This is a genomic window from Bacillus cereus group sp. BfR-BA-01430, from assembly GCF_022663115.1.
In the GTDB taxonomy this organism is placed as follows: Bacteria; Bacillota; Bacilli; order Bacillales; family Bacillaceae_G; genus Bacillus_A; species Bacillus_A cereus_BD.
Map to the genome: position 1 here is coordinate 188,109 of NZ_JAKUEW010000003.1, position 21,179 is coordinate 209,287.

The following is a 21,179-nucleotide window of genomic DNA, read 5'->3' on the forward strand; positions in this document are numbered from 1 at the left end:
ATTATCATATCGAACATACTTTCATATCGTCAATAATTTTTGACATACTTCTACAAATTTTCTGTAAAGTTATTGTAAACTTTTCATAAAAATATAATATATCCTTCCGTTGCTTATACTGTCCAATATGATACAATTACCAATTACAAGGAGGATAAATGTATGAAAAAGGTCATCTTCGTTATTGTTTGTCTCCTCCTTCTAGTCATTTCTTATTCATACTTTGAAAAGAACGATGAGACAATACAAAAAGAAAATAGAGGAAAAATAACAAAAACATCTCCCTCTCATTGGATTGATAAACAAACAAATGATTCGTTTTATCATCTTGTACTAGGCGACTCGCTCGCCAAAGGATATGGTTCTACTCAAGGAGGATTTGCAGAATTGGCTTCCAAACAAATTGAAGAACAAATCCATAAGCCGATCCGTGTAGAAAATCTTGGTGTAAACGGCCTTACAACAGATCGTCTCATCAAAAAGATACAGTCAGAAGATGTACAGCAAAAAATGAGAGAGGCACATATAATTACGATTAATATTGGAGGAAATAATTTATTTCGTCTCAAGCGCGATGTAGGTGTTATAGATGGTATAAAAATGTTAAACAAAGAAAAAGCACGGTTTGAAGCAGATGTAAAAACGATTGTGAAGACAGTTCGTTCTCTTAATCCAAATGCTTTACTCATTTTATCTGAACTCTATAACCCTTTGCAACTTGACGATTCTATCGCCTCGTATGCAGATATGTTTTTAGATGGTTGGAATGATTCTGTTTACTCCATTTCAAAAGCGAATCCACCGTCCATTGTTGTACCGATTCGAAAATTAATATCAAATGATAAAAAAGAATTGCTCTATGATCAAGTACATCCAAATGATAAAGGCTATGAAGTTATCGCCAATGCATTTACAAAACAAGTATTGTCCTATAAATATTAAGGTAGCTCCAAACAATCCTATTTTTATACGATACCTTTTTTGTTACAATAATCATGGAAGGAGGCCTTTATATGGAATCACGCGAGTGGGAACGTATTGTTGATCATCTTCTTTCGTTAGTGCCCCTTTTTTATCGCAAATTTATGCTTCCTGGAGAATTTCCTTCTCAAAGGCACATGCCACCATCTCATACACAGGTGTTATTGCTATTACATGAACACGGTACATTAACAGTATCAGAAATTGGAAAGCGTTTAGCGATTTCAAGGCCCAATATGACACCTCTATTAAATAAATTAATTCAAGAGGAATTGATAGAGCGTCATTATAGCGAAAAAGATCGACGGGTCATATTAATTTCTCTTACATCTGAAGGGAAATTAATAGTAAGTCAATATCAGCAATTTATTTTAGACAAACTAAAAGAAAGTTTCCAAACATTATCTAAAGGAGAGCGCGAACAACTCATTCATTCTCTTCAAACGATTCAAAATTTAATTTTGAAAACAAATGTATAAAGCTGCTTCAGAAAGAAGCAGCTTTATGATTCATAATAGTTACCATAATATACATTTGAATATGGCCAAGTTGTTAAGTACGGCCTTAGTTCCTGAGAAGGCTGTTCATACGAATGCGGTAGCTGCCTTATAAAAGCGGGATAATAATATACATATGGATTGATTTGATTTCCATAATAATAGTGCATCTCATCCCCTCCTTTTCTTAAACATATTCACGTCAGAAAATGAATGTGACACTCTTTCGAACAAAACGAGCTTACATGTTTTGTCCCTTATTTGCTCGCTTATTACCTCTTTAACATAGTTGCCAACATACTTTATGTTTTATAAAAATGACACAAAAACCTCCCGTGCTAGGAAGGTTCTTTCATGTTCTCGAATATACTTACTAATAAAGCCTTCTGAGCATGCAAACGATTCTCCGCCTGCGTAAAAACAATCGAGTGCATACCATCGATGATTTCACTCGTCACTTCTTCCTCGCGATGCGCAGGTAAACAATGTAAAAAACGATATGTCTTCTTCGCGTATTGGACAAGTTCACAATTGATTTGAAATGGCTGAAATATTACCTTTTTTTCTTGAGCGCCTTCTTGACCCATACTCATCCAAACATCAGTATAAACAAAATCAGCTCCTGTTACTGCTAGCTGTGGGTCATGAAAAAATTCAAGTTTTGCTCCAGTCTCTTCAGCAATTTCTAATGCTTTTTGTATTATTCTCCCGTTTGGCTCATAACCTCTTGGTGTTGCAACTGCCATATCCATTCCTACTTTTGCACTCGCTACTAATAAAGAATGGCATACGTTATTTCCATCACCTATATAAGCTAGTTTTATTCCTTTAAATGTATGAACTTCTTCATAAATTGTCATTAAATCTGCCAGTGCTTGACATGGATGGTGGTCATCTGTTAATCCGTTAATAACAGGAATGCTAGCCTTTTTTGCAAGTTCTTCAACATGTGCATGTGAAAAGGTACGAATCATAATCCCATCAATATATTGTGATAAGACTTTTGCTGTATCAGCAATACTTTCCCCTCTTCCAAGTTGCATGTCTTTCCCACTTAAAAACATTCCATGTCCACCGAGTTGTATCATTCCTGCTTCAAAAGAGACACGTGTACGAGTAGACTGTTTATCAAAAATTAATCCTAATATTTTTCCTTTTAAAAAAGGTTCATGTTTATTCTTTTTTAAATATGTGGCAAACTCAATTATAGAAATGATTTCTTCTTGCGTTAATTCTTCTAAAGTTAATACATATTTCGTTTGTAATTTCGGCACTTGTACAATTGACATCGTATTTCCCCCTTATATAGATGGTAATATTTTTGTACAGATTACTTTTTTGATCATATATATGGCTTGTTCTAACTCTTCATTTGTAACAGTTAATGGTGGTAATAGCCGTAACACATTAGGTCCAGCTTGCAGCACAAGGAGCCCTTCTTTTTCTAATTGCTCAATATAAGATAAGACATTCTTTTTACAAGAAATCCCAACCATAAGCCCTCGCCCACGAATATCACAAATGTCTTCAACGTGTAACAACTCTTGTTTCAACCTTTGCAAGAAATACTCACCTTTTTCTTTGACCGCTTGTAAAAATGATGGTTGTTTTATAATTTGTAATACTGCTTTGGCGGCAGCCATTGCAATATAATTCCCGCCAAATGTTGAACCATGTGTTCCTGATGTAAAAGCCACCGCTAACTCTTCTCTTCCTATCATAGCTCCAACTGGAATTCCATTTCCTAACGCTTTTGCCACTGTTACAATATCAGGAGATAGACCTATCTGTTCATAAGCAAACAATGTACCTGTTCTTCCTATTCCCGTCTGCACCTCATCAATAATACAAAGAGCTCCATATTCTTTACATAACTTCTCAATTTCTTGCAAAAAGTCGTAATGAGCTAGTAAAACACCGCCTTCTCCTTGAACAATTTCAACCATAATTGCGGCTACATCTTGATTCATCGCTTCTCTAAGAGTAGCTATATCATTGAAAGGAAGATGTAAAAATGATGGAAGAAGTGGTCCAAATCCTCCTTTTACCTTTTCTTGTCCTGTTGCACTCATCGTTCCAAACGTTCGACCATGAAAAGACTGCTGAAACGTTAAAACAAGAGATTTCCCCGTATATTTACGCGCAATTTTCAATGCTGCTTCATTCGCTTCGGCACCGCTATTACAGAAAAATACATATTCTAATTCCTTACCTTCCGTTAACAATCTTGCTACATCTTCTTGAATAGAATGCGAGAAAAGATTAGATATGTGCCACATTTCATGTAGTTGTTTCGTTACACTTTCAATCAGATTTGGGTGACAATGTCCTAAATTGCAGACGGCAATTCCAGATGTAAAATCTAAGTACTCTTTTCCACTTCTATCCATTACTTTCGTACCAGTTCCCTTTACTATTTCTATTTCACGCCTCACATATGTCGGAAAAATTCGACTTTTCACACTGCATCCCCCCTCTTGTTACTGTTGTTCCAATCCATTCACCGGTTAATCCAATAAAATTTTTTGTACCATTGACAATGCTTACACTTTGAATCCCCATCCTTAATGAAGCAAGTGCAGCCTGTACTTTTGGAATCATTCCACCTGTAATAATCCCTTTCTCTATCATGTCAAGAATTTCTATCTCATCTGTTTTCTTAACTACTTTCTCTTCATATAGCACTCCATCAACATCTGTTATAAAAATAAGTTCTTTTACTCCAAGTGCCGCTGCAATTCCAGCAGCTGCTGTATCTGCATTTATGTTGTACACTTGCTCCTCCCCTATCCCTATTGGAGCAATAATTGGAATATAATTCAAATTAAGTACTCCTTCTAGCAAGGAACTCTCAACTTTACTCACTTCTCCCACATAACCAATCTCCTCATTAAGTGGCTTCGCCTGAAGCAACTTCCCATCGCAACCAGAAAATCCAATTGCAGGTAAGCCATACTTTTGGAAATTCTGTACTAAATTTTTATTTGTACTACCGCATAAAACCATTTGAACCACTTCCATAACTTCTTGTGAAGTTACTCGTAAACCGTGTTTCTTTTCAATTGGAATTTGAAATATTTTTAATATCTTATCAATATCGGGTCCCCCGCCATGAACAATAACAATGCGATACTTTCTTTTCAATTTCTCTATACAATGAAAGAAGGTGCTATCCAAACGTTCTAACATACTTCCCCCACATTTTATTACAATGCACTCGTTCATCTTTTTCCTCCCCTTATGTACGATAACAAGCATTTATTTTTACGTAATCGTAACTTAAATCACACCCCCATGCAGTCCCGTTTTCTTCTCCTAAGTGTAGATGCACATCAATGATAATTTCATCCTTTTGTAATTGTTGTTCCATTTCTTCTTCTGAAAATATTTGCGGCTCACTCTCTCGTAGTACAGTGATAGATTGTACTGCAATATCGACAGTAGTAGGTTCAATCTTTATCCCGCATTGACCAATTGCACTAATGATGCGTCCCCAATTTGGATCTTCACCATACATTGCTGTCTTGACAAGACTGGATCCTACGATTTGTTTAGCAATCTGTCTTCCTTCTTCTTCCGTTCGTGCCCCGCAAACATTTACTTCCACTAATTTAGTAGCTCCCTCTCCGTCTTTGGCAATTTGCTTTGCTAAATCCTCACAAACGTACTGCAATGCAATAACAAATTTGTTCCACTCTGGATGATTTTTATGAATCGATGTCGTCTCTACGAATCCACTTGCCATAACAATGACCATGTCATTAGTCGAAGTATCTCCATCAACAATAATTTGATTAAAAGTTCGATTTGTTACTTCTGATAACGCTGTTTGTAATGATTCACGTTCTATTTTTGCATCTGTTGTAATAAAACTAAGCATGGTCGCCATATTGGGATGTATCATTCCTGATCCTTTTGCAGCTCCTGAAATGGTTACTTTTTTTCCTTCCATCATGAATTGATAACTAGATCGTTTTTCTACAAGATCTGTTGTTAAGATTGCTTCATAAAAAGACTCTGCTTTTTCTTTCTCTTTCATCGGTACAAGTGCTGAAATGCCCGTGCGAATGACTTCCATCGGTAAATGTATTCCAATCACTCCCGTTGAAGCTACAGCTACATCACTTTCTTTTATAGAAAATTGTTTTGCTGTCAGCGCGCGCATTTCATACGCATCTTCTAGCCCTTTCATACCCGTACAAGCATTTGCATTTCCGCTATTTACAATAATTGCTTGTAATGTTCCATCCACCCTGACACTTTCTTTCGTCACTTGTACTGGTGCAGCTTGAATCTGATTTGTTGTATAAACAGCAGCGCAGATTGCTGGTACATCACATATAATGACTCCAAGGTCTTTTTTCTCTTTTTTCAATCCCGTTTTGATTCCAATTGCTGAGAAACCTTGCGGCGAGACGATGGAATCATTCTGAACTTTTGTAAGAAAGTCCGTTTGAATCACCTTTCTCCCTCCTTATGGATACATTGGTATATATTGTAATCCCGTTTTCTCATCTAGCCTCGCTACTAAATTTGCATTTTGAACAGCTTGCCCTGCCGCCCCCTTCATCATATTGTCAATAACAGCAACCACTGTAATTCTTTTCGTTCTTTCATCATAAGCAATGCCGATGTCACAATAATTTGATCCTCTTACTTCTTTTATACTTGGAAATTCTCCATGCGGGCGAATTCGGACAAAATAAGAATTTTTATAGATATTTGTATACAAATTATGAAGTTCTTCTATTTGAACATGTTGCCTTATTTTTGCATAAAGGGTAACCATAATCCCTCGTGATACTGGTATTAAATGTGTACTAAATGTAATTGGCTTCGCTTGTTCATTCCAGCCAATTAACATTTGTTCAATTTCTGGAATATGCTGATGCTCATTTACTTTATAAATATGAAGATTATCATATAGTTCTGGGAAATGAGCTGCATGAGTCGGCATTTTTCCAGCACCCGATACACCCGATTTGGCATCAATAATTACCGAATCTTCCTCAATGATTTTATTTCGCATAAGCGGTGCTATAGCTAATAAAGTTGCTGTAGCAAAACAACCAGGATTTGCAACTAACTCTGCTTTTTGAATCTTGTCTCTTTTCCACTCACTTAATCCATACACTGCTTTTTGAAGAAACTCCTCACTTGCAGCAGGCTTTTTATACCACATTTCATATATAGAAGGATTGACCATTCGAAAATCACCGGATAAATCGATTACTTTTAAGCCTGCTTTTAATAAAAGAGGGGTTAGCTTGACAGAAACGCCTGCTGGTGTTGCTAAAAAAACAAGATCCGCTTCTTTCTTAATCGATTCCACATCGATTTCTTGCAATGTATATACAAGAAAACGACGTAAATGTGGATATGAACTCGTTATATGCTCTCCTACTCGTGAAAAGGAGTGCATAGATACAATAGAAAAATACGGATGTTGGTGTAATAACCGAATTAACTCAATTCCTCCGTACCCCGTTGCTCCAATAATTGCAACTTTCATATTTTCCTCCTTATATAGATTATTTAAATTAAGTATGATTATAATATTGGATATTTATAGAGTCAATTAAATATTTATTAATTATAAAAAGTTATAAAACCTTAATTTTACTAATAAAATGATATTTGAATTGAATTTTTATACAAAAGTGCCCTATACTAGTATTTTTCATATACTTCAAGTACAATAAAAGCAATATACGGATACATGTGAGTGAGGATAAACATGAATAAAAAATTAATCGAGAAAATGATGATAAAAAGTTTTGGGCAATATCAATGTAGTCCTATTTCAAAAGAAGATGAGGAAATATTAATTCAAAGCATCCAAACGATGATTGGTTCAGATCCTGATGTGGATGTATACGAAGCAGTTGAAGATATTGTTTATGACTATATTACAGGAAAATAAAAAATAGGAGACTTCATATAGAAATCTCCTATTTTTTACTTAACGATTTACCTGCAATTCTTTCAAATAAACCTGGGGATAACGCAAAAAGCTTTGGACCAATCCCCATCCATTTTGGCAAATTCACTTCTCTCTTTTTCGTATGCATTGCCTTTACAATCTGTCCAGCTACATATGTTGGCTTTAACATGTAACGTCCCATATTTTTTACATATGTACCTGATTGATCAGCAATGTCAAAAAAGTTCGTATCAATTGGTCCTGGGTTAATTGCTGTTACATAAATATTCGTATTGGAAAGTTCCATGCGCAAACTATTTGTAAACCCTAATACAGCATGCTTTGTAGCAGCATAAGCACTGGATTTTGGTGTTGCAATTTTTCCTGCTAATGAAGCAATATTAATAATTTGCCCTTCATTTCGCTCGATCATATGAGGTAAAACCACCTTAGTACAAGCGACTAATCCGAATACGTTCACTTGAAACATACCTTTCACCTCATGCATAGAAGCATCCTCAAATGTTTTAAAAATACCAAACCCAGCATTGTTCACGAGTATGTCAATCTTTCCAATGTCTTGCAATACTTGTGCAAATACAGTTTCGACCGCGTTCTCATCACTCACATCCAATAGGTAATAGTAACACGGCGTATGATAAGTCGTTTTTATCTTGTTCATTAATTTCTTTAATTTCTCTTCTGTTCGAGCGATCAAAACAGGAATTGCTCCTTGCTCTGCCACCTGCATTGCAATTTGCTCTCCAATCCCGCTGGAAGCACCTGTAATGACGATTACTTGTTCTTGTAAACGTCCTGTCATTGCTGTCACCTACTTTGCATAATAAATCAATTGTGGCAAGGATTCATCAATCATTACTTGTTGATTATATGCTAAAAAGTCTAATTGTCCAACCGTTTCTGAAAGAGTAAGTGGCAATTGCTCTTTATATAAAACAGGAAATAGCTTTACACATATTTCAAAAGCTGTCATCGGTTTTTCTTTTAATAACTCTAATACTTTCAACGCTCGTGTTTCTTGTTTTTGTAATCGACTCTCGATTAGCTCGTTCACATTTACAATATCTTCTCCATGTCCAGATAAGATACGTGAAAGATTCATTTTGCTTAATCGTCTTAACGTTTGATTATATTGTAATAAAGGCCTTGCCCTTTCTGACTCCCCTTCATATGGTGGTTCTAATATTGGATTAGAAGAAATATGACGAATTAAAGCATCTCCACCGATTAATAATCCATCGCGTTCCCTGTATAAAGAAATATGTGTAGAAGCATGCCCAGGTGTTTCAATCACTTGAAATTCAGGCAAAGCGTCAATATAATCGCCTTCTCGTACTGTATGAGTTAACGATCTCTTACAAGAATATTGAAGTGTTTTCTTCGTTAGTAATCCTTCATGATTTAAAAATGCCTCTGGTACACCGAACTGTCGTGCAGCCTCTTTAAAAAATTGTTGATAACGCTTTAAAAATTGAGGATCTTGCGTAATCCAAGGTTCATTCCAAGGATGCCCAACAATATTAGAATGAGCTGAAAAAATGTTTAAAAGTCCACAATGATCAGCATGATGATGTGTAATGACCACTGTTTCAATATCTTCTATTTTATATCCTAGAACACCTAGCTGGTGTTCTAAAGATTTCTTAGCGTTCTCTGTATTTGTTCCCGTATCAATTAATGTTAAAGTCTCCCCCTCAACTAAAAACACATTTACGGTTTCAACTGCAAATGGAACAGGAATCTCCATTCGATGAATCTTTACCATGTTTATGCCCCCCTGTCTCTCCGCTTCAAAATGAATCTCTCTTCAGTTTACAACTTCCACAAAATTTTGTCATTATTTTCAGATAAAAAGAAGGGATTTTCTAGCCTAAAGCGAAGATATGTACATTCATTAAAAATAAAGGGGGCACATCATGTCCATTCAAAATATTTCCTTTTTAGGAGCTGGTTCTATCGCTGAAGCAATTATTTCTGGTCTATTAGATGCAAATATAGTAAGCGCGAAACAAATTACTATCAGTAACCGCTCCAATGAAGCAAGACTACAAGCGTTACATACAAAATATGGTGTACAAGGAACACATGATAAACAAGCATTACTCACAAACGCAAATATTCTCTTTCTCGCAATGAAGCCAAAAGATATAGTAGAAGCGATTGTACCGCTTAAAAAGCATATAACAAATGCGCACCTCGTAATCTCATTACTAGCAGGTGTTTCCACCCATTCGATTGCTAAGCTTCTTCAAAAAAATGTCCCAATAATCCGCGCCATGCCAAATACATCAGCTGCTATTTTAAAATCTGCAACAGCAATCTCTCCATCCATACACGCAACAAAGCAGCACATCGAGATTGCCAAGTCTTTATTCGAAACAATTGGTATTGTTTCAGTAGTGAAAGAAGAAGATATGCATGCTGTTACTGCATTATCTGGAAGTGGTCCTGCGTACATATATTATGTAGTGGAAGCCATGGAAGAAGCTGCGAAGCAAATCGGTTTAAAAGAATCTATAGCAAAATCGCTTATTTTACAAACAATGATTGGAGCTGCTGAGATGCTTAAAAATAATACGAAGCATCCTTCTATTTTGCGAAAAGAAATTACCTCTCCTGGCGGGACAACAGAAGCTGGTATAGAAGTGCTTCAAAGTTTTGATTTTCAGAAAGCTCTTATCTCCTGTATTACAGAAGCCACAAAACGATCACAAGACCTTGGTAAAACACTGGATCAACTAACAAAAAAATAAGAAAAAGCGGAGCTTAAAAATAAACTTGAGCTCCGCTTTTTCTATCTTATATTATTTCTTTCCAAAAATCTCTTCTTGTAAACGACGTCCAGTCGGTGTTGCTGCAAGTCCACCTTCTGCTGTTTCACGAAGTGCAACTGGCATTGTTTGGCCAATTCTAAACATTGCTTCAATCACTTCGTCACACGGGATCATGCTTGTCACACCAGCCAATGACAAGTCCGCTGCAATCATCGCATTGGAAGCACCTGCTGCATTCCGCTTTACACATGGCACTTCTACTAGTCCGGCAACAGGGTCACATACTAATCCCAACATATTTTTCAAGGCGATTGCCATTGCTGTAGCAGCTTGTTCTGGTGTCCCACCTGCCATTTCAACAGCTGCCGCTGCTGCCATACCACTTGCCGATCCAACTTCAGCTTGGCACCCTCCAGCTGCACCTGAAATACATGCATTATTCGCAACAACCATACCAAATGCTCCTGCTGTAAATAAAAATTCAATCATTTCTTCACGTGTTGGTTGCAACTTTTCTTTTAATGCAAAAAGTACACCTGGCACTGTTCCAGCAGAGCCAGCTGTTGGTGTTGCACAAATAATTCCCATCGCCGCATTGACTTCATTTGTTGCAACAGCTTTGCTCACTGCATCTAAAATCGTATGTCCCGATAGACCTTTTCCAGTCTTTATATACTCTTGTACCTTCACAGCATCACCGCCTGTTAAACCAGTTGGTGATTTCACACCGCGAATTCCTCGCTCCACTGCTTGCTCCATCACTACTAAATTCTTTTCCATTCCAGCGATTACTTCTTCACGAGAAATTCTTCTTGTTTCCATTTCACATTGAATCATGATTTCTGCAATTTTTACATTTTGTTCTTTAGCTTGCGCCACTAGTTCCGCTGCATTCCGAAACATGGTGTGTCCCCCCTGCAATTAGTCCATAATCGTTACTTGACAAATATTAGATTGTTCTTTTATCTCTTCAATCACTTCATTTTCCAATAATTCATCTGTTTCAATAACCATAAGCGCTTTTCTTCCCTTTTCCTTACGTGAAACGCTCATTGTACTAATATTAATTTCATGCTTTGCAAGTATAGAAGCTACAGATGCAATGGCTCCAAAACGGTCGTTATTCACAATAAGAAGCGCAGGACTCGTTCCCGATAGTTGTAAATCAAACCCATTTAATTCGACAACTTCAATCTTCCCGCCACCAATTGAACAAGCAACTACTTCAATTTCTTCTTCACCTTTGTATAAACGAATTCGAGCGGTATTCGGATGCGGTGCATTCGCTTCTTCTTCAATAAAGTCAATTTCAATCCCGCGCTCCTTTGCAATTTCTAGCGAATTAGGAATTCTTACATCGTCGGTTTCAAAGCCAAGAATTCCTCCAATTAGTGCTACATCTGTTCCGTGACCACGGTATGTCTTAGCAAATGACCCGTATAAAGAAATAATAATTCTTTCCGGCTCTTGTCGAAAAAGCTGACGAGCAACTTGCCCCATTCTTGCTGCGCCTGCTGTATGTGAACTTGATGGCCCAATCATAACTGGACCGATAATATCAAATACTGAGCGATACTTCATCATAATTCCCCCTAAGCATCTATGAAAAATGATTTACTACTATTCTATTAAGCTGCTGCATCTGTTGCTTTCCCATCCGTACCACGAATTTGTTCTGCTGTACGAATTGGATAATTTTTAAATAAAAGTGAACCAATATAACCTGATACAAGACCAGATACCATAATACATAAGAAACATATTGTTACTTTCATAGGATCATTAAACCCATACATCACCATCAGACCAGCAATTGGTGTTGCCGTTCCTGTAGCGTTATTTACAAGTTCGAACATTGAAATAATAATCCCCGCTACTGCACCACCGATAAAGTTCGTTACATACACCGGAATTGGATTTGCAGAAATTAAATCTGCTTGTGTTAACGGTTCAATTGCTACCGCAATTGTCGTACGCTTATCTCCAAACTTCATTCGTTTAAAGAATACATAGTTCATAAAAGAAGAACTCGTTACCGCAAGTGCTCCTATTGCCATTGGCAATCCTGTTAACCCAAGAAGCGCAGTTAATGCCATTGAACTCAGTGGTGCTGTTGCAACAACTGTAATAATACCACCTAAAATAATTCCCATAATAATTGGATTCGCATTCGTTGACGATGTAATAACCCCGCCAATTTGCTTTAATGTTGCTGTTACAATCGGATCCATTCCTTGTGCAATGAGTCTTGTTAATGGCGCTGCAATAACAATACAGGCAATTAAATCTAATCCTTCTGGCACACGTTTTTCAATTTGTTTTACTAAAAATGATATAAGATAACCAGCGATAAAACCTGGCAACAATCCAAACTTTAACACAGAAGCCCCGACAAGCATAGCATAAACAGGGGATACACCCATCGCTAATGCAACAAGCGTTGCACCCGCAACCCCTCCTAGGTTACCAGATGATTTCCCAACTTCTTTCAAAAAGTCAATTCCTAGTAGATCTCCACCAACGTATAATTGAAATGCTTCAACTAAGAAACTCGCAACAGCGGCGCTTGCTAAAGCTCCCATTGCTTTCATACCATTTGGCGCTTTAAAACTAAAGAGTGAGAAAAGACTTAATACAAATAGTAATAGTACAGTTCCTTTAATAATCTCCATGTTGCCCTCTCCTTTAGTCAATTTCGTTTCGTTACGAAAAATGGCTAAAATGCACGATGTAACTCACGATAAATTGTGATTTGCCCTCATTATAGCTTGTTTTTTTTGAAACGCTTACTTTTGTTGAATTTTTAAATTTCTGAATTGATGCTAATTTCTTTTTATTGTATCAATAATATATCTATTTATTTATATAACAGTTTTTTAAATCGAATCATATGCTGCTCTTCTTTACAGAATATCCTAACATTTTAACATCACTGTACCATATAATAAAACTATTTAATGATAACAGCTTTACCAATAAATAGTTTTTAAAAAATTTTTTCAAAATAAAACAATGGCAAACTTTTGTTGCCATTGTTTGGAAAATGTTATCTTTCTACTGGAAATGACTTCAAATCCATCGCTATTTCTGTATGAGCAAATAACGCTTTTGCTTCTCGCAACAATTCCTTATACATATCGCCTTGATAACGTGAACTAATATGTGTCAATATTAAACGCTTCACGTTTGCTTCTCGTGCAATGCGTGCCGCCTGCTCAGTTGTGGAATGAAAATAATCATGAGCCTGGGTTTGATCTGCTGCTGCAAATGTCGCCTCATGTACAAGTACATCAGCATCTTGGGCGAGAATTCTACTCGCATCACAATAACGAGTATCCCCTAAAATGGTAATAATTCTTCCTTTTTGCGGCGGCCCAATAAAGTCCTTCCCATCTAACACTCTTCCATCTTCTAATTCAACGATTTCTCCATCTTTTAAACGTTTAAAAATCGGACCTGGTTTCACGTTAGCTTCTCGTAACTTCTCAACAAGAAGAGCGCCTTGTATATCTTTCTCAACAATTCGGTATCCAAAACATTCAATCCCATGTGACAGTCTCTTTGTTTCAACATAAAATTGTTTGTCTTCGAAGACAACACCCTCTTCAGTAATTTCTATAATTTCAAGCGGGTATTTCACATGTGTTGTACTCACTGATAAAGCAACTTCAATAAACTGTTTAATTCCTTTTGGGCCATATACCGTTAACGGCGTTGTTCCTCCTTGAAAAGAACGACTTCCTAATAAACCTGGTAACCCAAAAATATGATCGCCATGTAAATGCGTAATAAATATTTTTTCAATCCGACGTGGACGTACAGATGTATGTAAAATTTGATGTTGCGTTGCTTCACCACAATCAAATAGCCATGTTCCCCCTCTTTCTTCTAATAACTGTAAAGCGATAGCTGAAACATTTCTTCCTTTTGAAGGAACACCTGCACCAGTTCCTAAAAACACAAATTCCACTTTCTTTCCTCCAGCTCTTTATATAATCTATCTTTCATCTTACGGAATGTTATGTAAAATGGCAAATGTAATCTCCTTAAGTAGCCGTCTAGACAACAGTATAAACCGAACAATACGTAATATTTTTTTAATATCGTTCTCATTTTATAGTAAAATAATTGTATGAAAAATAAAGGGAGCGTCTTATTATGAAAGAAGTATTTCGTTTACAAACTGATTTTTCGTCTTCATTTGATCGTTGGGTAAGCTCATTTGTTTCTAATTACCGAGCCCAGCTAAAGTGGTCAACTTTAAAGGAATTAATCTATGAGTATACATCATCGCATACGAATCAAACGGTACCGGAATACATCTCTTCCTCTATTACATATTATGCACAACGTATTTCAACAGCAAACAATGCAGAGATTGTTATTTATACAAATCCTACGATCTCATAATCTATAAAGTAAGGAAGCACCCAAATGGGTGCTTTCTTACTCATTTCATATCCCCCATTTCCTATTACATATATTTCTCAGTCAACTCATCAAAAGACACCCTATTCTTTTCTGCCTCATTTATCAACTATTCATATCGTTTTCGATCCACTCTAGAAAAAATATGTCCGTTTCAATATGAATAATAAATCTCCTATTGGTCATTTTAAAAACATAATACCATGAAGGAGGAAGAGCAATGAAAAAGCTTAAAATATGTTCCATTATTTCACTAGCAACCATTTCGCTCTTTGGCTGTGCCGGAAATCAAAAAGATAACGCCTTAGATAATCGAAATAACGATAACATTCGAAATGTTAGATACGAAGGAAATCAAACAGATCTTCAAAGAGGAAGAAATGTCCCAAATGATATAACAAACAATGACACACGACTGCACATAGCCACTAAAGCAGCAGACCGCATTGTAAAGCTAAAAGAAATAAATACAGCGAATGTAATTGTTACAAATAGAAACGCCTACGTTGCTGTTGTTTTACGTGATAATGTAAAAGGGGAACTCACAAAAGAATTAGAAAAAAGAGTTGCCGATCAAGTGAGAGCAACTGATCCAAATATTCGTTATGTCTTTGTTTCTTCAAACCCTGATTTCGTTGATCGTATGAGAGATTATGCTGCAAAAATTGATCAAGGGAGACCAGTAAGAGGATTAATCGAGGAATTTAATGAAACGGTTCGAAGAGTGTTCCCAAACTCTCGCTAAAAGAAAAAGTGTCATGATGCTTATATGTGATCATGGCACTTTTTATAGAAATTTATTTTCTAATCTTTGCTGGAACGATTTCTCTTGTTTGCGTAACAATTGACTCCCTCGTTGTAACAGAGGCATTCCATACTTATCATTAATTTGCTCGATAACGGCTAATAACGGCTCTTCTTTTGCATCTTGCTCAAATGAGAATAAATCTAATTGTTTTACCGATTCTGTTTTCCATTCTAATTCAGTCGCTGTAACACCGAGTAAACGAATAGGATCACCATTCCAATGTTGTTTCCATAAACGAGAAGCTGCTTGAAATATATCACGCTCTTCCCAAACTGCATTTTTTAATTGTTTACTTCGCGTGATTGTACGTCTATCATAATATTTCATTATAATTTGAATATTATAGCTAACGAGCGTACGTTTTTGTAATCTACGGCTTACAGATTTTGATAATTTCTTCAGCATATCAAACAATTCTTTCTCTTCATCCATATCCTTTGAAAAAGTCATTGAGTTTCCGACGCTTTTATGTTGCCCCATTTGATTTGGATCAACCTTTCGATCATCGATACCTTTTGCCCGCTTTTGTAAATCAACACCATGCTTTCCAAGCTTCGCGCGAATAATATGTTCGTCTCCCTTTGCTAACTGTTCAATCGTATATATATGAATTTCATTTAATTTCTCTGCTGTTTTCTTCCCAATTCCATGCATACTTTCAACGGAACGTGGCCAAAGCATATACGGAATATCTCGCTTTCGCAACACTGTAATACCGAGCGGCTTTTGCATATCAGAAGCTGTTTTCGCAAGAAAGAGATTTGGCGCTATCCCGATGCTGCATGGAAGTTGCAATTCTGTTATTAATGTCTGTTGAATCATTTTTGCAATTTCAATTGGCGCACCAAGCGCATAACAGTCTGTAATATCTAAATATCCTTCATCTATCGATACCGGTTGTATTTTCTCTGTGAAACGAGAGAGAATTTGAAACATTTGAAAAGAAGCTTCCCGATATAATGTAAAATTCGGCTGCTTCACAATTAAATGGGGACATAACTTCTTTGCTTCCCAAAGTTGCATCGTTGTACGTATCCCGTATTCTCTCGCTTCATAGCTGCATGTCACAATAATTCCTTTTCGCTCTTTTTCATTTCCTGCAATCGCTAACGGTTTTCCTTTTAACGATGGATCATGTGCAATTTCAACCGATGCGAAAAAACAATTCATATCAACATGCAGAATGACACGACCATTTTTCGGGTACATTTCTCTCATGTTTTTCACCTCTTAAGGAACGTTTGTTCTTGGTTTTATTATAGCAAATTCCATGAAAACAGTGGAGCTTTTCAGCTACAAAAACACGTTCCTTCTTATTCATATTTTTGATATACTTATATGAATTGTGGATAATTTTGTAAAAGGAGGAACAATGATAAAAAAACATAGTAAGCTCAATTACACATTCCTTGTTATTATATTCATTATTGCTATTAACTATTTACTACTACCAATTTTCAATTTTCATGCTACCTTCGCACTTCTCCCTCACGTAGTACGTGTCACAACAACTTATATACTCCCCTGGATTTTTTTATATTGGCTCGTTCGCCTTGTAAAAGCAATTGAATCCAAATGAAAAAAAGCGTGTAAACCTTCTATAGGCTACACGCTCTTTCTATTTTCCTTACAATTATTTCGCTACTTCTTCAATAATTGCTACAACTAATTCAGCTGTTTTTGTAAGTTCTTCAACAGGAATTTTTTCGTTTGTTGTATGAATTTCCTCATACCCTACTGCTAAGTTCACTGTTGGGATACCATGTCCAGCAATTACGTTTGCATCACTTCCGCCACCACTTTGATGAAGAGATGGTGTGCGGCCAATTTTTTCAGCTGCACGTTTTGCTACTTCTACAACGTGATCGCCATCTGCAAATTTAAACCCTGGATACATAACTTTTACTTCCACTTCTGCTTGACCGCCCATTTCTTGTGCAGTAGTTTCAAACGCTTCTTTCATTTTCGCAACTTGCGCTTGCATTTTTTCTTCTACTAGAGAGCGTGCTTCCGCAAAAATTTGCACATGGTCACAAACGATATTTGTTTGTGTTCCCCCTTCAAACCGCCCGATATTTGCAGTTGTTTCAGAATCAATGCGTCCAAGTGGCATTTTGGCAATTGCTTTTGCTGCAATTGTAATAGCAGATACGCCTTTTTCTGGCGCTACACCAGCATGTGCTGTTTTCCCACGAATAATTGTATTTACTTTTGCTTGCGTTGGTGCTGCAACTACAATTTCACCAACTTTTCCATCGCTATCTAACGCATAACCATATTTCGCTGTAATGCGTTCGCGATTTAATGCTTTTGCACCGACAAGACCTGATTCTTCGCCAACTGTAATAATAAACTCAATTTTCCCATGCGGAATATTCTTTTCTTTTAAAACGCGGATTGCTTCAAACATCGCTGCTAATCCTGCCTTATCATCTGATCCTAAAATTGTAGTACCATCAGATACAATATACCCATCTTTAATAGAAGGCTTAATTCCTTTTCCTGGAACTACTGTATCCATATGAGAAGTAAAGTAAATTGTATCTACGTCTTCTTTTGTTGCTGGTAACGTACAAATAAGATTACCTGCACCATGTCCCGTTACATCCATTGTATCGTCTTCAAATACTTCAACACCTAGAGCGGTAAATTTCTCTGTTAACACTTTGCAAATTTCCGCCTCAAATTTTGTTTCAGAATCTACTTGTACTAATTCCATAAATTCATTGACTAAACGTTCTTGATTAATCATAAAAACTGCGCCTCCTGCACTACCATTATGTATGTACACTATTCATTATAACAGAATTTCGCGAAATTTTCGAAATACATGACAAAAAACAGATGGTTCGCACATCTATATAACCATCTGTTTACTTTGACTCATTTAAAAGAACCCATCGCATATGATCCTCCCACACTCCATTGACCATTAACATTTTTCGAGATACACCTTCATATTGAAATCCAAGTTTTGTGACAACTTGAATCGATGCTAAATTTCGAGGCATAATTGGCGCTTCAATTCGATGTAAACGAGCTTCTTGAAAAGCTACCTCAATTGCCTTTCTAAGCGCTTCTGTTGTATATCCTTTATTCAATTCATCCTTATCCAATTTATAGCCAAGAACACATGATTGATAAACACCTCTCACAATTAAATTGAACGAAATACAGCCAATAATATTTGTATCATCCTCTTTTTTAAATATCCATAGTCGGATTATTTTCCCCTCTGCTGCTTCTTTTCTATCTTTCTTAAGTCGTTTTGTTTGATACTCTAATGTAAAAAAATCATCTGGTCTATATTCTTCCCATGCTTTTAAAAAATCACGATTTTTATCGTAATATTGAAGAACTTGCTTTGCATACGACTCATCAATTTCTCTTAATTGTAAACGCTCTGTTTCATATATTTTCATCATCGTATCTCCATCCTTCAGCTTACAAAACTGTTAAAAGTATTTCCTTACTTTTTTTATATTCTCTATGTATTGCAAATTTTCCTGTTATGTTCCGAGACACTTCCCAAACTTTGTCTTTCCCCTTGTCCCTTCTTTCGTTTCTCGTTACAATAAACTTGTAATGACTGCAAGGAGGCCCATTATGAATAAAAAAGCACAAAAAATTATGGTATATATCATGCTTATTTCCATGCTTGTAACAACATTACTCGCTGGTGCAAGTATGTTTTGGTAAAAAAGTGTATTTATCCTGCTATTGGTGAGCAGCAAAACTCTCGCTAATTAAAGTTGCACTTTATCTCTATAATAAAAACAAGGCTGTATATTCTCATAGAAAATAACAGCCTTGTTTGATTAAACAAAATGGAGATCTACTTTATTACTAACAAAATTGCTACAATACTAAACGAAAACATCATCATAAGAGCCATCACAAAACTTGTATACTGTTTTTGCTGAAATGCTCCAACTACAAATGTTAAATTTAACAATGCCATAAATAGAATAGATACAAAAAAAGTGCATATATTAAAAATCGCTAATATAAAGGTAATAATGAATAGAAAACCAATTAAAAATTGCGCGTACGAAATTTTTGAATTCACATACATATAAGCAATTCCTTTCTTACTATCTCTATATATCTTCATTAACGCATGAACATGCACACATATCAATCATATAAGGTACATGTAAAGAACATCTACCTTATATGATTGACTCTCTCTAGCGAATCGCTCCTTTTTCTTTCGCCAGCTGCGAGAAGGATTTCTTCGATTTGACAATCCATACTTTTGTTCCGATTGGAACACGATCAAATAAATATTCCACATCATGTTTCTTCATCCTAATACATCCTTGTGAAATATATTTCCCAATAGAACTCGGTTGATTTGTACCATGAATACCATATTTGCTTCCATCGGTCCCTCTTGCATTAAATCCCATCCACCTCGATCCAAGTGGATTTTTCGGTGATCCTCCTGGAATATTTTTTGCAATATAGTAAGGATTTTTTGCTTTCATCACAATATCAAATGTTCCCTCTGGTGTGAGTTCATTTGTTTTTCCAGTTGCAACAGGAAAAACATTTTGAATTTTCCCATCGTTAATATAAGCAAGTTTATTGTTCTCTTTATTTACAATAATGAAAGGATCTCCAACTCGCGGATTATCACCAAGGGGCCAAATGGGAGAAAGGGAAAAAAGTAATAATAACGAGATAAGAAATGGCATATGCAACTCCTGCCTCCTTATATAAGCTCTTTTATATTATCCTTTCCCTTAAATCGGCTTTTAATGAGTAAATATTGTTCCATTTCATATACGAGTTGAAAAAGTTTTGCACGTATTTCAAATTCCTCACGTGTCTCTGGAAGAGGCATTTCTCGAAACAATTCGCGCATCTCTTGAAGCTGTCTAAGTGAAATTAACCCTGTACTTTCAGGACGAATCGAATTCCCAACATTTTCGATCACTTCTGCAATCATTTCCGCTTGTTCGTAAGACCAAGATAATGAAGCAGCAAGCGGCATAATTCTCTCTAAAATTTCAAATTGCTGAAAGCGCATATCGAAATATCGATAATAATAATCATCTTCTCGCATAAATTGATTTTCTAACTTTTTGAACGATACATCCTTCGCTCGTTTCAAAATTTCCTCTGTTTCAATTAATTCTTTTCCCGACCACGTACGATCTCGCTTGCGTAAGTATGCTGCTATCTCAAATAAAATCGTTTTAAAATTCGATTCTACTTGCTCTTGATATTCCTTTAATTTCTTTTCTGCACTCGGCATATACATATTCACTAATAAAGCGACACTGATTCCAATCGTTAATACGGCAACTTCATTTCCAATCGCTGACCAAGTAATATGTTTTAATGAATAAAGATGCATAACAATAACGGAACTTGTCACAATTCCTTCTTGAATCTTACACATAACCGCTGTTGGAATAAAAGTAAGCAGCAATAAGCTAATAGCAAGTGGTGTATAACCAATTGTCTCAAAAATACAAAATGAAAATGCCATCGATAATACACATGCTAAAAAGCGATGTAACGATACTTGCAGTGATTTTCGCTTTGTATTTTGTACACATAAAATCACTAAAATCCCTGCTGAACTATAAAACTCTAATCCAAAAAGCTGAGCAAGAAAGACAGCGATTCCTGTTCCAACTGCTGTTTTTACTGTACGATATCCGATTTTAAACATATCATTGCTCCTATATGTATAAACGTATTTACGATAAGTATAAAAAAAGGACGACAAACTG

General features: G+C 36.1%; 26 protein-coding genes. 8 read left to right on the top strand and 18 right to left on the bottom strand.

Features of this window, described 5'->3' with window-relative positions:
• Positions 1-162 precede the first annotated feature (162 nt).
• The gene (locus tag MR058_RS09245; RefSeq protein WP_242143686.1) at positions 163-942 is read left to right on the top strand and encodes a GDSL-type esterase/lipase family protein; all 780 of its coding nucleotides are present in this window, start codon (positions 163-165) and stop codon (positions 940-942) included.
• A gap of 71 nt (positions 943-1,013) precedes the next feature.
• Entirely contained in the window at positions 1,014-1,460 is a 447-nt protein-coding gene (locus MR058_RS09250) for a MarR family winged helix-turn-helix transcriptional regulator (protein ID WP_242143687.1), read from the top strand.
• A 23-nt stretch (positions 1,461-1,483) separates the two neighbouring features.
• Here the strand turns inward: MR058_RS09250 and MR058_RS09255 are convergent, their stop codons facing one another.
• The 6 genes from MR058_RS09255 to argC form a co-directional block, all read right to left on the bottom strand.
• Positions 1,484-1,648, bottom strand: a complete 165-nt coding sequence (locus MR058_RS09255) for a hypothetical protein (protein ID WP_242143688.1) — start codon at positions 1,646-1,648, stop codon at positions 1,484-1,486.
• Between the two features lie 168 nt (positions 1,649-1,816).
• Positions 1,817-2,767, bottom strand: a complete 951-nt coding sequence (gene argF, locus MR058_RS09260; protein WP_242143689.1) for an ornithine carbamoyltransferase — start codon at positions 2,765-2,767, stop codon at positions 1,817-1,819.
• A gap of 12 nt (positions 2,768-2,779) precedes the next feature.
• Entirely contained in the window at positions 2,780-3,940 is a 1,161-nt protein-coding gene (locus MR058_RS09265; protein ID WP_242143690.1) for an acetylornithine transaminase, read from the bottom strand.
• The gene (argB, locus tag MR058_RS09270; RefSeq protein ID WP_242143691.1) at positions 3,903-4,703 is read right to left on the bottom strand and encodes an acetylglutamate kinase; all 801 of its coding nucleotides are present in this window, start codon (positions 4,701-4,703) and stop codon (positions 3,903-3,905) included. The genes MR058_RS09265 and argB overlap by 38 nt, the downstream gene beginning before the upstream one ends.
• 13 nt (positions 4,704-4,716) lie before the next feature.
• Complete coding sequence (gene argJ, locus MR058_RS09275; protein ID WP_242143692.1) at positions 4,717-5,940, bottom strand: bifunctional glutamate N-acetyltransferase/amino-acid acetyltransferase ArgJ; 1,224 nt, start codon at positions 5,938-5,940, stop codon at positions 4,717-4,719.
• Between the two features lie 12 nt (positions 5,941-5,952).
• Positions 5,953-6,990, bottom strand: coding sequence for an N-acetyl-gamma-glutamyl-phosphate reductase (gene argC / locus MR058_RS09280; protein WP_242143693.1), 1,038 nt, complete (start codon positions 6,988-6,990; stop codon positions 5,953-5,955).
• A 225-nt stretch (positions 6,991-7,215) separates the two neighbouring features.
• Between argC and MR058_RS09285 the strand changes: the two genes are divergently transcribed.
• Positions 7,216-7,401, top strand: a complete 186-nt coding sequence (locus MR058_RS09285; protein WP_242143694.1) for a YqzH family protein — start codon at positions 7,216-7,218, stop codon at positions 7,399-7,401.
• A 28-nt stretch (positions 7,402-7,429) separates the two neighbouring features.
• Here the strand turns inward: MR058_RS09285 and MR058_RS09290 are convergent, their stop codons facing one another.
• Together MR058_RS09290 and MR058_RS09295 are read right to left on the bottom strand one after the other, a co-directional pair.
• Entirely contained in the window at positions 7,430-8,224 is a 795-nt protein-coding gene (locus tag MR058_RS09290; RefSeq protein WP_242143798.1) for an SDR family NAD(P)-dependent oxidoreductase, read from the bottom strand.
• Positions 8,225-8,233: 9 nt separating this feature from the next.
• On the bottom strand, positions 8,234-9,187 hold the full coding sequence (locus MR058_RS09295) for an MBL fold metallo-hydrolase (RefSeq protein ID WP_242143695.1): 954 nt from the start codon (positions 9,185-9,187) through the stop codon (positions 8,234-8,236).
• A gap of 151 nt (positions 9,188-9,338) precedes the next feature.
• Between MR058_RS09295 and proI the strand changes: the two genes are divergently transcribed.
• Positions 9,339-10,175, top strand: coding sequence for a pyrroline-5-carboxylate reductase ProI (gene proI / locus MR058_RS09300; RefSeq protein ID WP_242143696.1), 837 nt, complete (start codon positions 9,339-9,341; stop codon positions 10,173-10,175).
• Positions 10,176-10,226: 51 nt separating this feature from the next.
• Here proI and sdaAA read toward each other — a convergent pair whose 3' ends face one another.
• The 4 genes from sdaAA to rnz all read right to left on the bottom strand — a co-directional run bounded on the left by sdaAA (position 10,227) and on the right by rnz (position 14,166).
• Positions 10,227-11,099 (bottom strand): L-serine ammonia-lyase, iron-sulfur-dependent, subunit alpha, encoded by an 873-nt coding sequence (gene sdaAA, locus MR058_RS09305; protein ID WP_242143697.1) that lies wholly within the window; start codon positions 11,097-11,099, stop codon positions 10,227-10,229.
• Between the two features lie 18 nt (positions 11,100-11,117).
• The gene (gene sdaAB, locus MR058_RS09310) at positions 11,118-11,777 is read right to left on the bottom strand and encodes an L-serine ammonia-lyase, iron-sulfur-dependent subunit beta (protein WP_242143698.1); all 660 of its coding nucleotides are present in this window, start codon (positions 11,775-11,777) and stop codon (positions 11,118-11,120) included.
• A gap of 47 nt (positions 11,778-11,824) precedes the next feature.
• Positions 11,825-12,868, bottom strand: a complete 1,044-nt coding sequence (locus tag MR058_RS09315; RefSeq protein WP_242143699.1) for a PTS sugar transporter subunit IIC — start codon at positions 12,866-12,868, stop codon at positions 11,825-11,827.
• Positions 12,869-13,242: 374 nt separating this feature from the next.
• Positions 13,243-14,166 carry a ribonuclease Z gene (rnz, locus tag MR058_RS09320; protein WP_242143700.1) on the bottom strand — a complete coding sequence of 308 codons (924 nt, stop codon included), beginning with the start codon at positions 14,164-14,166 and terminating at the stop codon, positions 13,243-13,245.
• Positions 14,167-14,354: 188 nt separating this feature from the next.
• On the opposite strand from rnz, the gene MR058_RS09325 reads away from it, so the two are divergent.
• Both MR058_RS09325 and MR058_RS09330 read left to right on the top strand, forming a co-directional pair.
• Positions 14,355-14,606, top strand: coding sequence for a DUF3932 family protein (locus tag MR058_RS09325; protein ID WP_242143701.1), 252 nt, complete (start codon positions 14,355-14,357; stop codon positions 14,604-14,606).
• 238 nt (positions 14,607-14,844) lie between these two features.
• Positions 14,845-15,369: a YhcN/YlaJ family sporulation lipoprotein gene (locus MR058_RS09330; protein WP_242143702.1), complete on the top strand. Its 525-nt coding sequence runs from the start codon at positions 14,845-14,847 to the stop codon at positions 15,367-15,369.
• 42 nt (positions 15,370-15,411) lie between these two features.
• Here the strand turns inward: MR058_RS09330 and MR058_RS09335 are convergent, their stop codons facing one another.
• Entirely contained in the window at positions 15,412-16,650 is a 1,239-nt protein-coding gene (locus tag MR058_RS09335) for a DNA polymerase IV (RefSeq protein ID WP_242143703.1), read from the bottom strand.
• Positions 16,651-16,807: 157 nt separating this feature from the next.
• Between MR058_RS09335 and MR058_RS09340 the strand changes: the two genes are divergently transcribed.
• Complete coding sequence (locus MR058_RS09340; RefSeq protein ID WP_242143800.1) at positions 16,808-17,011, top strand: hypothetical protein; 204 nt, start codon at positions 16,808-16,810, stop codon at positions 17,009-17,011.
• A gap of 54 nt (positions 17,012-17,065) precedes the next feature.
• Here the strand turns inward: MR058_RS09340 and MR058_RS09345 are convergent, their stop codons facing one another.
• Together MR058_RS09345 and MR058_RS09350 are read right to left on the bottom strand one after the other, a co-directional pair.
• Complete coding sequence (locus MR058_RS09345) at positions 17,066-18,184, bottom strand: tripeptidase T (protein WP_242143704.1); 1,119 nt, start codon at positions 18,182-18,184, stop codon at positions 17,066-17,068.
• 121 nt (positions 18,185-18,305) lie between these two features.
• A complete protein-coding gene (locus MR058_RS09350; RefSeq protein WP_242143802.1) occupies positions 18,306-18,854 on the bottom strand; it encodes a GNAT family N-acetyltransferase in 549 nt (182 codons plus the stop codon).
• A 184-nt stretch (positions 18,855-19,038) separates the two neighbouring features.
• Between MR058_RS09350 and prli42 the strand changes: the two genes are divergently transcribed.
• Positions 19,039-19,131: a stressosome-associated protein Prli42 gene (gene prli42, locus MR058_RS09355; RefSeq protein WP_087095325.1), complete on the top strand. Its 93-nt coding sequence runs from the start codon at positions 19,039-19,041 to the stop codon at positions 19,129-19,131.
• Between the two features lie 136 nt (positions 19,132-19,267).
• Here the strand turns inward: prli42 and MR058_RS09360 are convergent, their stop codons facing one another.
• From MR058_RS09360 to MR058_RS09370, 3 genes are all read right to left on the bottom strand, one after another.
• The gene (locus MR058_RS09360) at positions 19,268-19,507 is read right to left on the bottom strand and encodes a DUF3894 domain-containing protein (RefSeq protein ID WP_242143803.1); all 240 of its coding nucleotides are present in this window, start codon (positions 19,505-19,507) and stop codon (positions 19,268-19,270) included.
• A 115-nt stretch (positions 19,508-19,622) separates the two neighbouring features.
• Complete coding sequence (locus MR058_RS09365) at positions 19,623-20,132, bottom strand: L,D-transpeptidase (protein ID WP_242143705.1); 510 nt, start codon at positions 20,130-20,132, stop codon at positions 19,623-19,625.
• A gap of 17 nt (positions 20,133-20,149) precedes the next feature.
• The gene (locus MR058_RS09370; RefSeq protein ID WP_242143706.1) at positions 20,150-21,118 is read right to left on the bottom strand and encodes an aromatic acid exporter family protein; all 969 of its coding nucleotides are present in this window, start codon (positions 21,116-21,118) and stop codon (positions 20,150-20,152) included.
• Positions 21,119-21,179 lie beyond the last annotated feature (61 nt).

Excerpts from the sequence above, each read along its gene's own strand:
- proI (WP_242143696.1), top strand. The coding sequence starts at position 9,339 with ATGTCCATTCAAAATATTTCCTTTTTAGGAGCTGGTTCTATCGCTGAA.
- MR058_RS09315 (WP_242143699.1), bottom strand. The coding sequence starts at position 12,868 with ATGGAGATTATTAAAGGAACTGTACTATTACTATTTGTATTAAGTCTT.
- MR058_RS09285 (WP_242143694.1), top strand. The coding sequence starts at position 7,216 with ATGAATAAAAAATTAATCGAGAAAATGATGATAAAAAGTTTTGGGCAA.
- MR058_RS09365 (WP_242143705.1), bottom strand. The coding sequence starts at position 20,132 with ATGCCATTTCTTATCTCGTTATTATTACTTTTTTCCCTTTCTCCCATT.
- sdaAB (WP_242143698.1), bottom strand. The coding sequence starts at position 11,777 with ATGAAGTATCGCTCAGTATTTGATATTATCGGTCCAGTTATGATTGGG.
- MR058_RS09330 (WP_242143702.1), top strand. The coding sequence starts at position 14,845 with ATGAAAAAGCTTAAAATATGTTCCATTATTTCACTAGCAACCATTTCG.
- argC (WP_242143693.1), bottom strand. The coding sequence starts at position 6,990 with ATGAAAGTTGCAATTATTGGAGCAACGGGGTACGGAGGAATTGAGTTA.
- argF (WP_242143689.1), bottom strand. The coding sequence starts at position 2,767 with ATGTCAATTGTACAAGTGCCGAAATTACAAACGAAATATGTATTAACT.
- MR058_RS09325 (WP_242143701.1), top strand. The coding sequence starts at position 14,355 with ATGAAAGAAGTATTTCGTTTACAAACTGATTTTTCGTCTTCATTTGAT.
- MR058_RS09350 (WP_242143802.1), bottom strand. The coding sequence starts at position 18,854 with ATGAAAATATATGAAACAGAGCGTTTACAATTAAGAGAAATTGATGAG.
- MR058_RS09345 (WP_242143704.1), bottom strand. The coding sequence starts at position 18,184 with ATGATTAATCAAGAACGTTTAGTCAATGAATTTATGGAATTAGTACAA.
- MR058_RS09250 (WP_242143687.1), top strand. The coding sequence starts at position 1,014 with ATGGAATCACGCGAGTGGGAACGTATTGTTGATCATCTTCTTTCGTTA.
- MR058_RS09295 (WP_242143695.1), bottom strand. The coding sequence starts at position 9,187 with ATGGTAAAGATTCATCGAATGGAGATTCCTGTTCCATTTGCAGTTGAA.
- MR058_RS09290 (WP_242143798.1), bottom strand. The coding sequence starts at position 8,224 with ATGACAGGACGTTTACAAGAACAAGTAATCGTCATTACAGGTGCTTCC.
- MR058_RS09360 (WP_242143803.1), bottom strand. The coding sequence starts at position 19,507 with ATGTATGTGAATTCAAAAATTTCGTACGCGCAATTTTTAATTGGTTTT.
- prli42 (WP_087095325.1), top strand. The coding sequence starts at position 19,039 with ATGAATAAAAAAGCACAAAAAATTATGGTATATATCATGCTTATTTCC.
- MR058_RS09255 (WP_242143688.1), bottom strand. The coding sequence starts at position 1,648 with ATGCACTATTATTATGGAAATCAAATCAATCCATATGTATATTATTAT.
- argB (WP_242143691.1), bottom strand. The coding sequence starts at position 4,703 with ATGAACGAGTGCATTGTAATAAAATGTGGGGGAAGTATGTTAGAACGT.
- MR058_RS09335 (WP_242143703.1), bottom strand. The coding sequence starts at position 16,650 with ATGAGAGAAATGTACCCGAAAAATGGTCGTGTCATTCTGCATGTTGAT.
- sdaAA (WP_242143697.1), bottom strand. The coding sequence starts at position 11,099 with ATGTTTCGGAATGCAGCGGAACTAGTGGCGCAAGCTAAAGAACAAAAT.
- MR058_RS09370 (WP_242143706.1), bottom strand. The coding sequence starts at position 21,118 with ATGTTTAAAATCGGATATCGTACAGTAAAAACAGCAGTTGGAACAGGA.
- MR058_RS09245 (WP_242143686.1), top strand. The coding sequence starts at position 163 with ATGAAAAAGGTCATCTTCGTTATTGTTTGTCTCCTCCTTCTAGTCATT.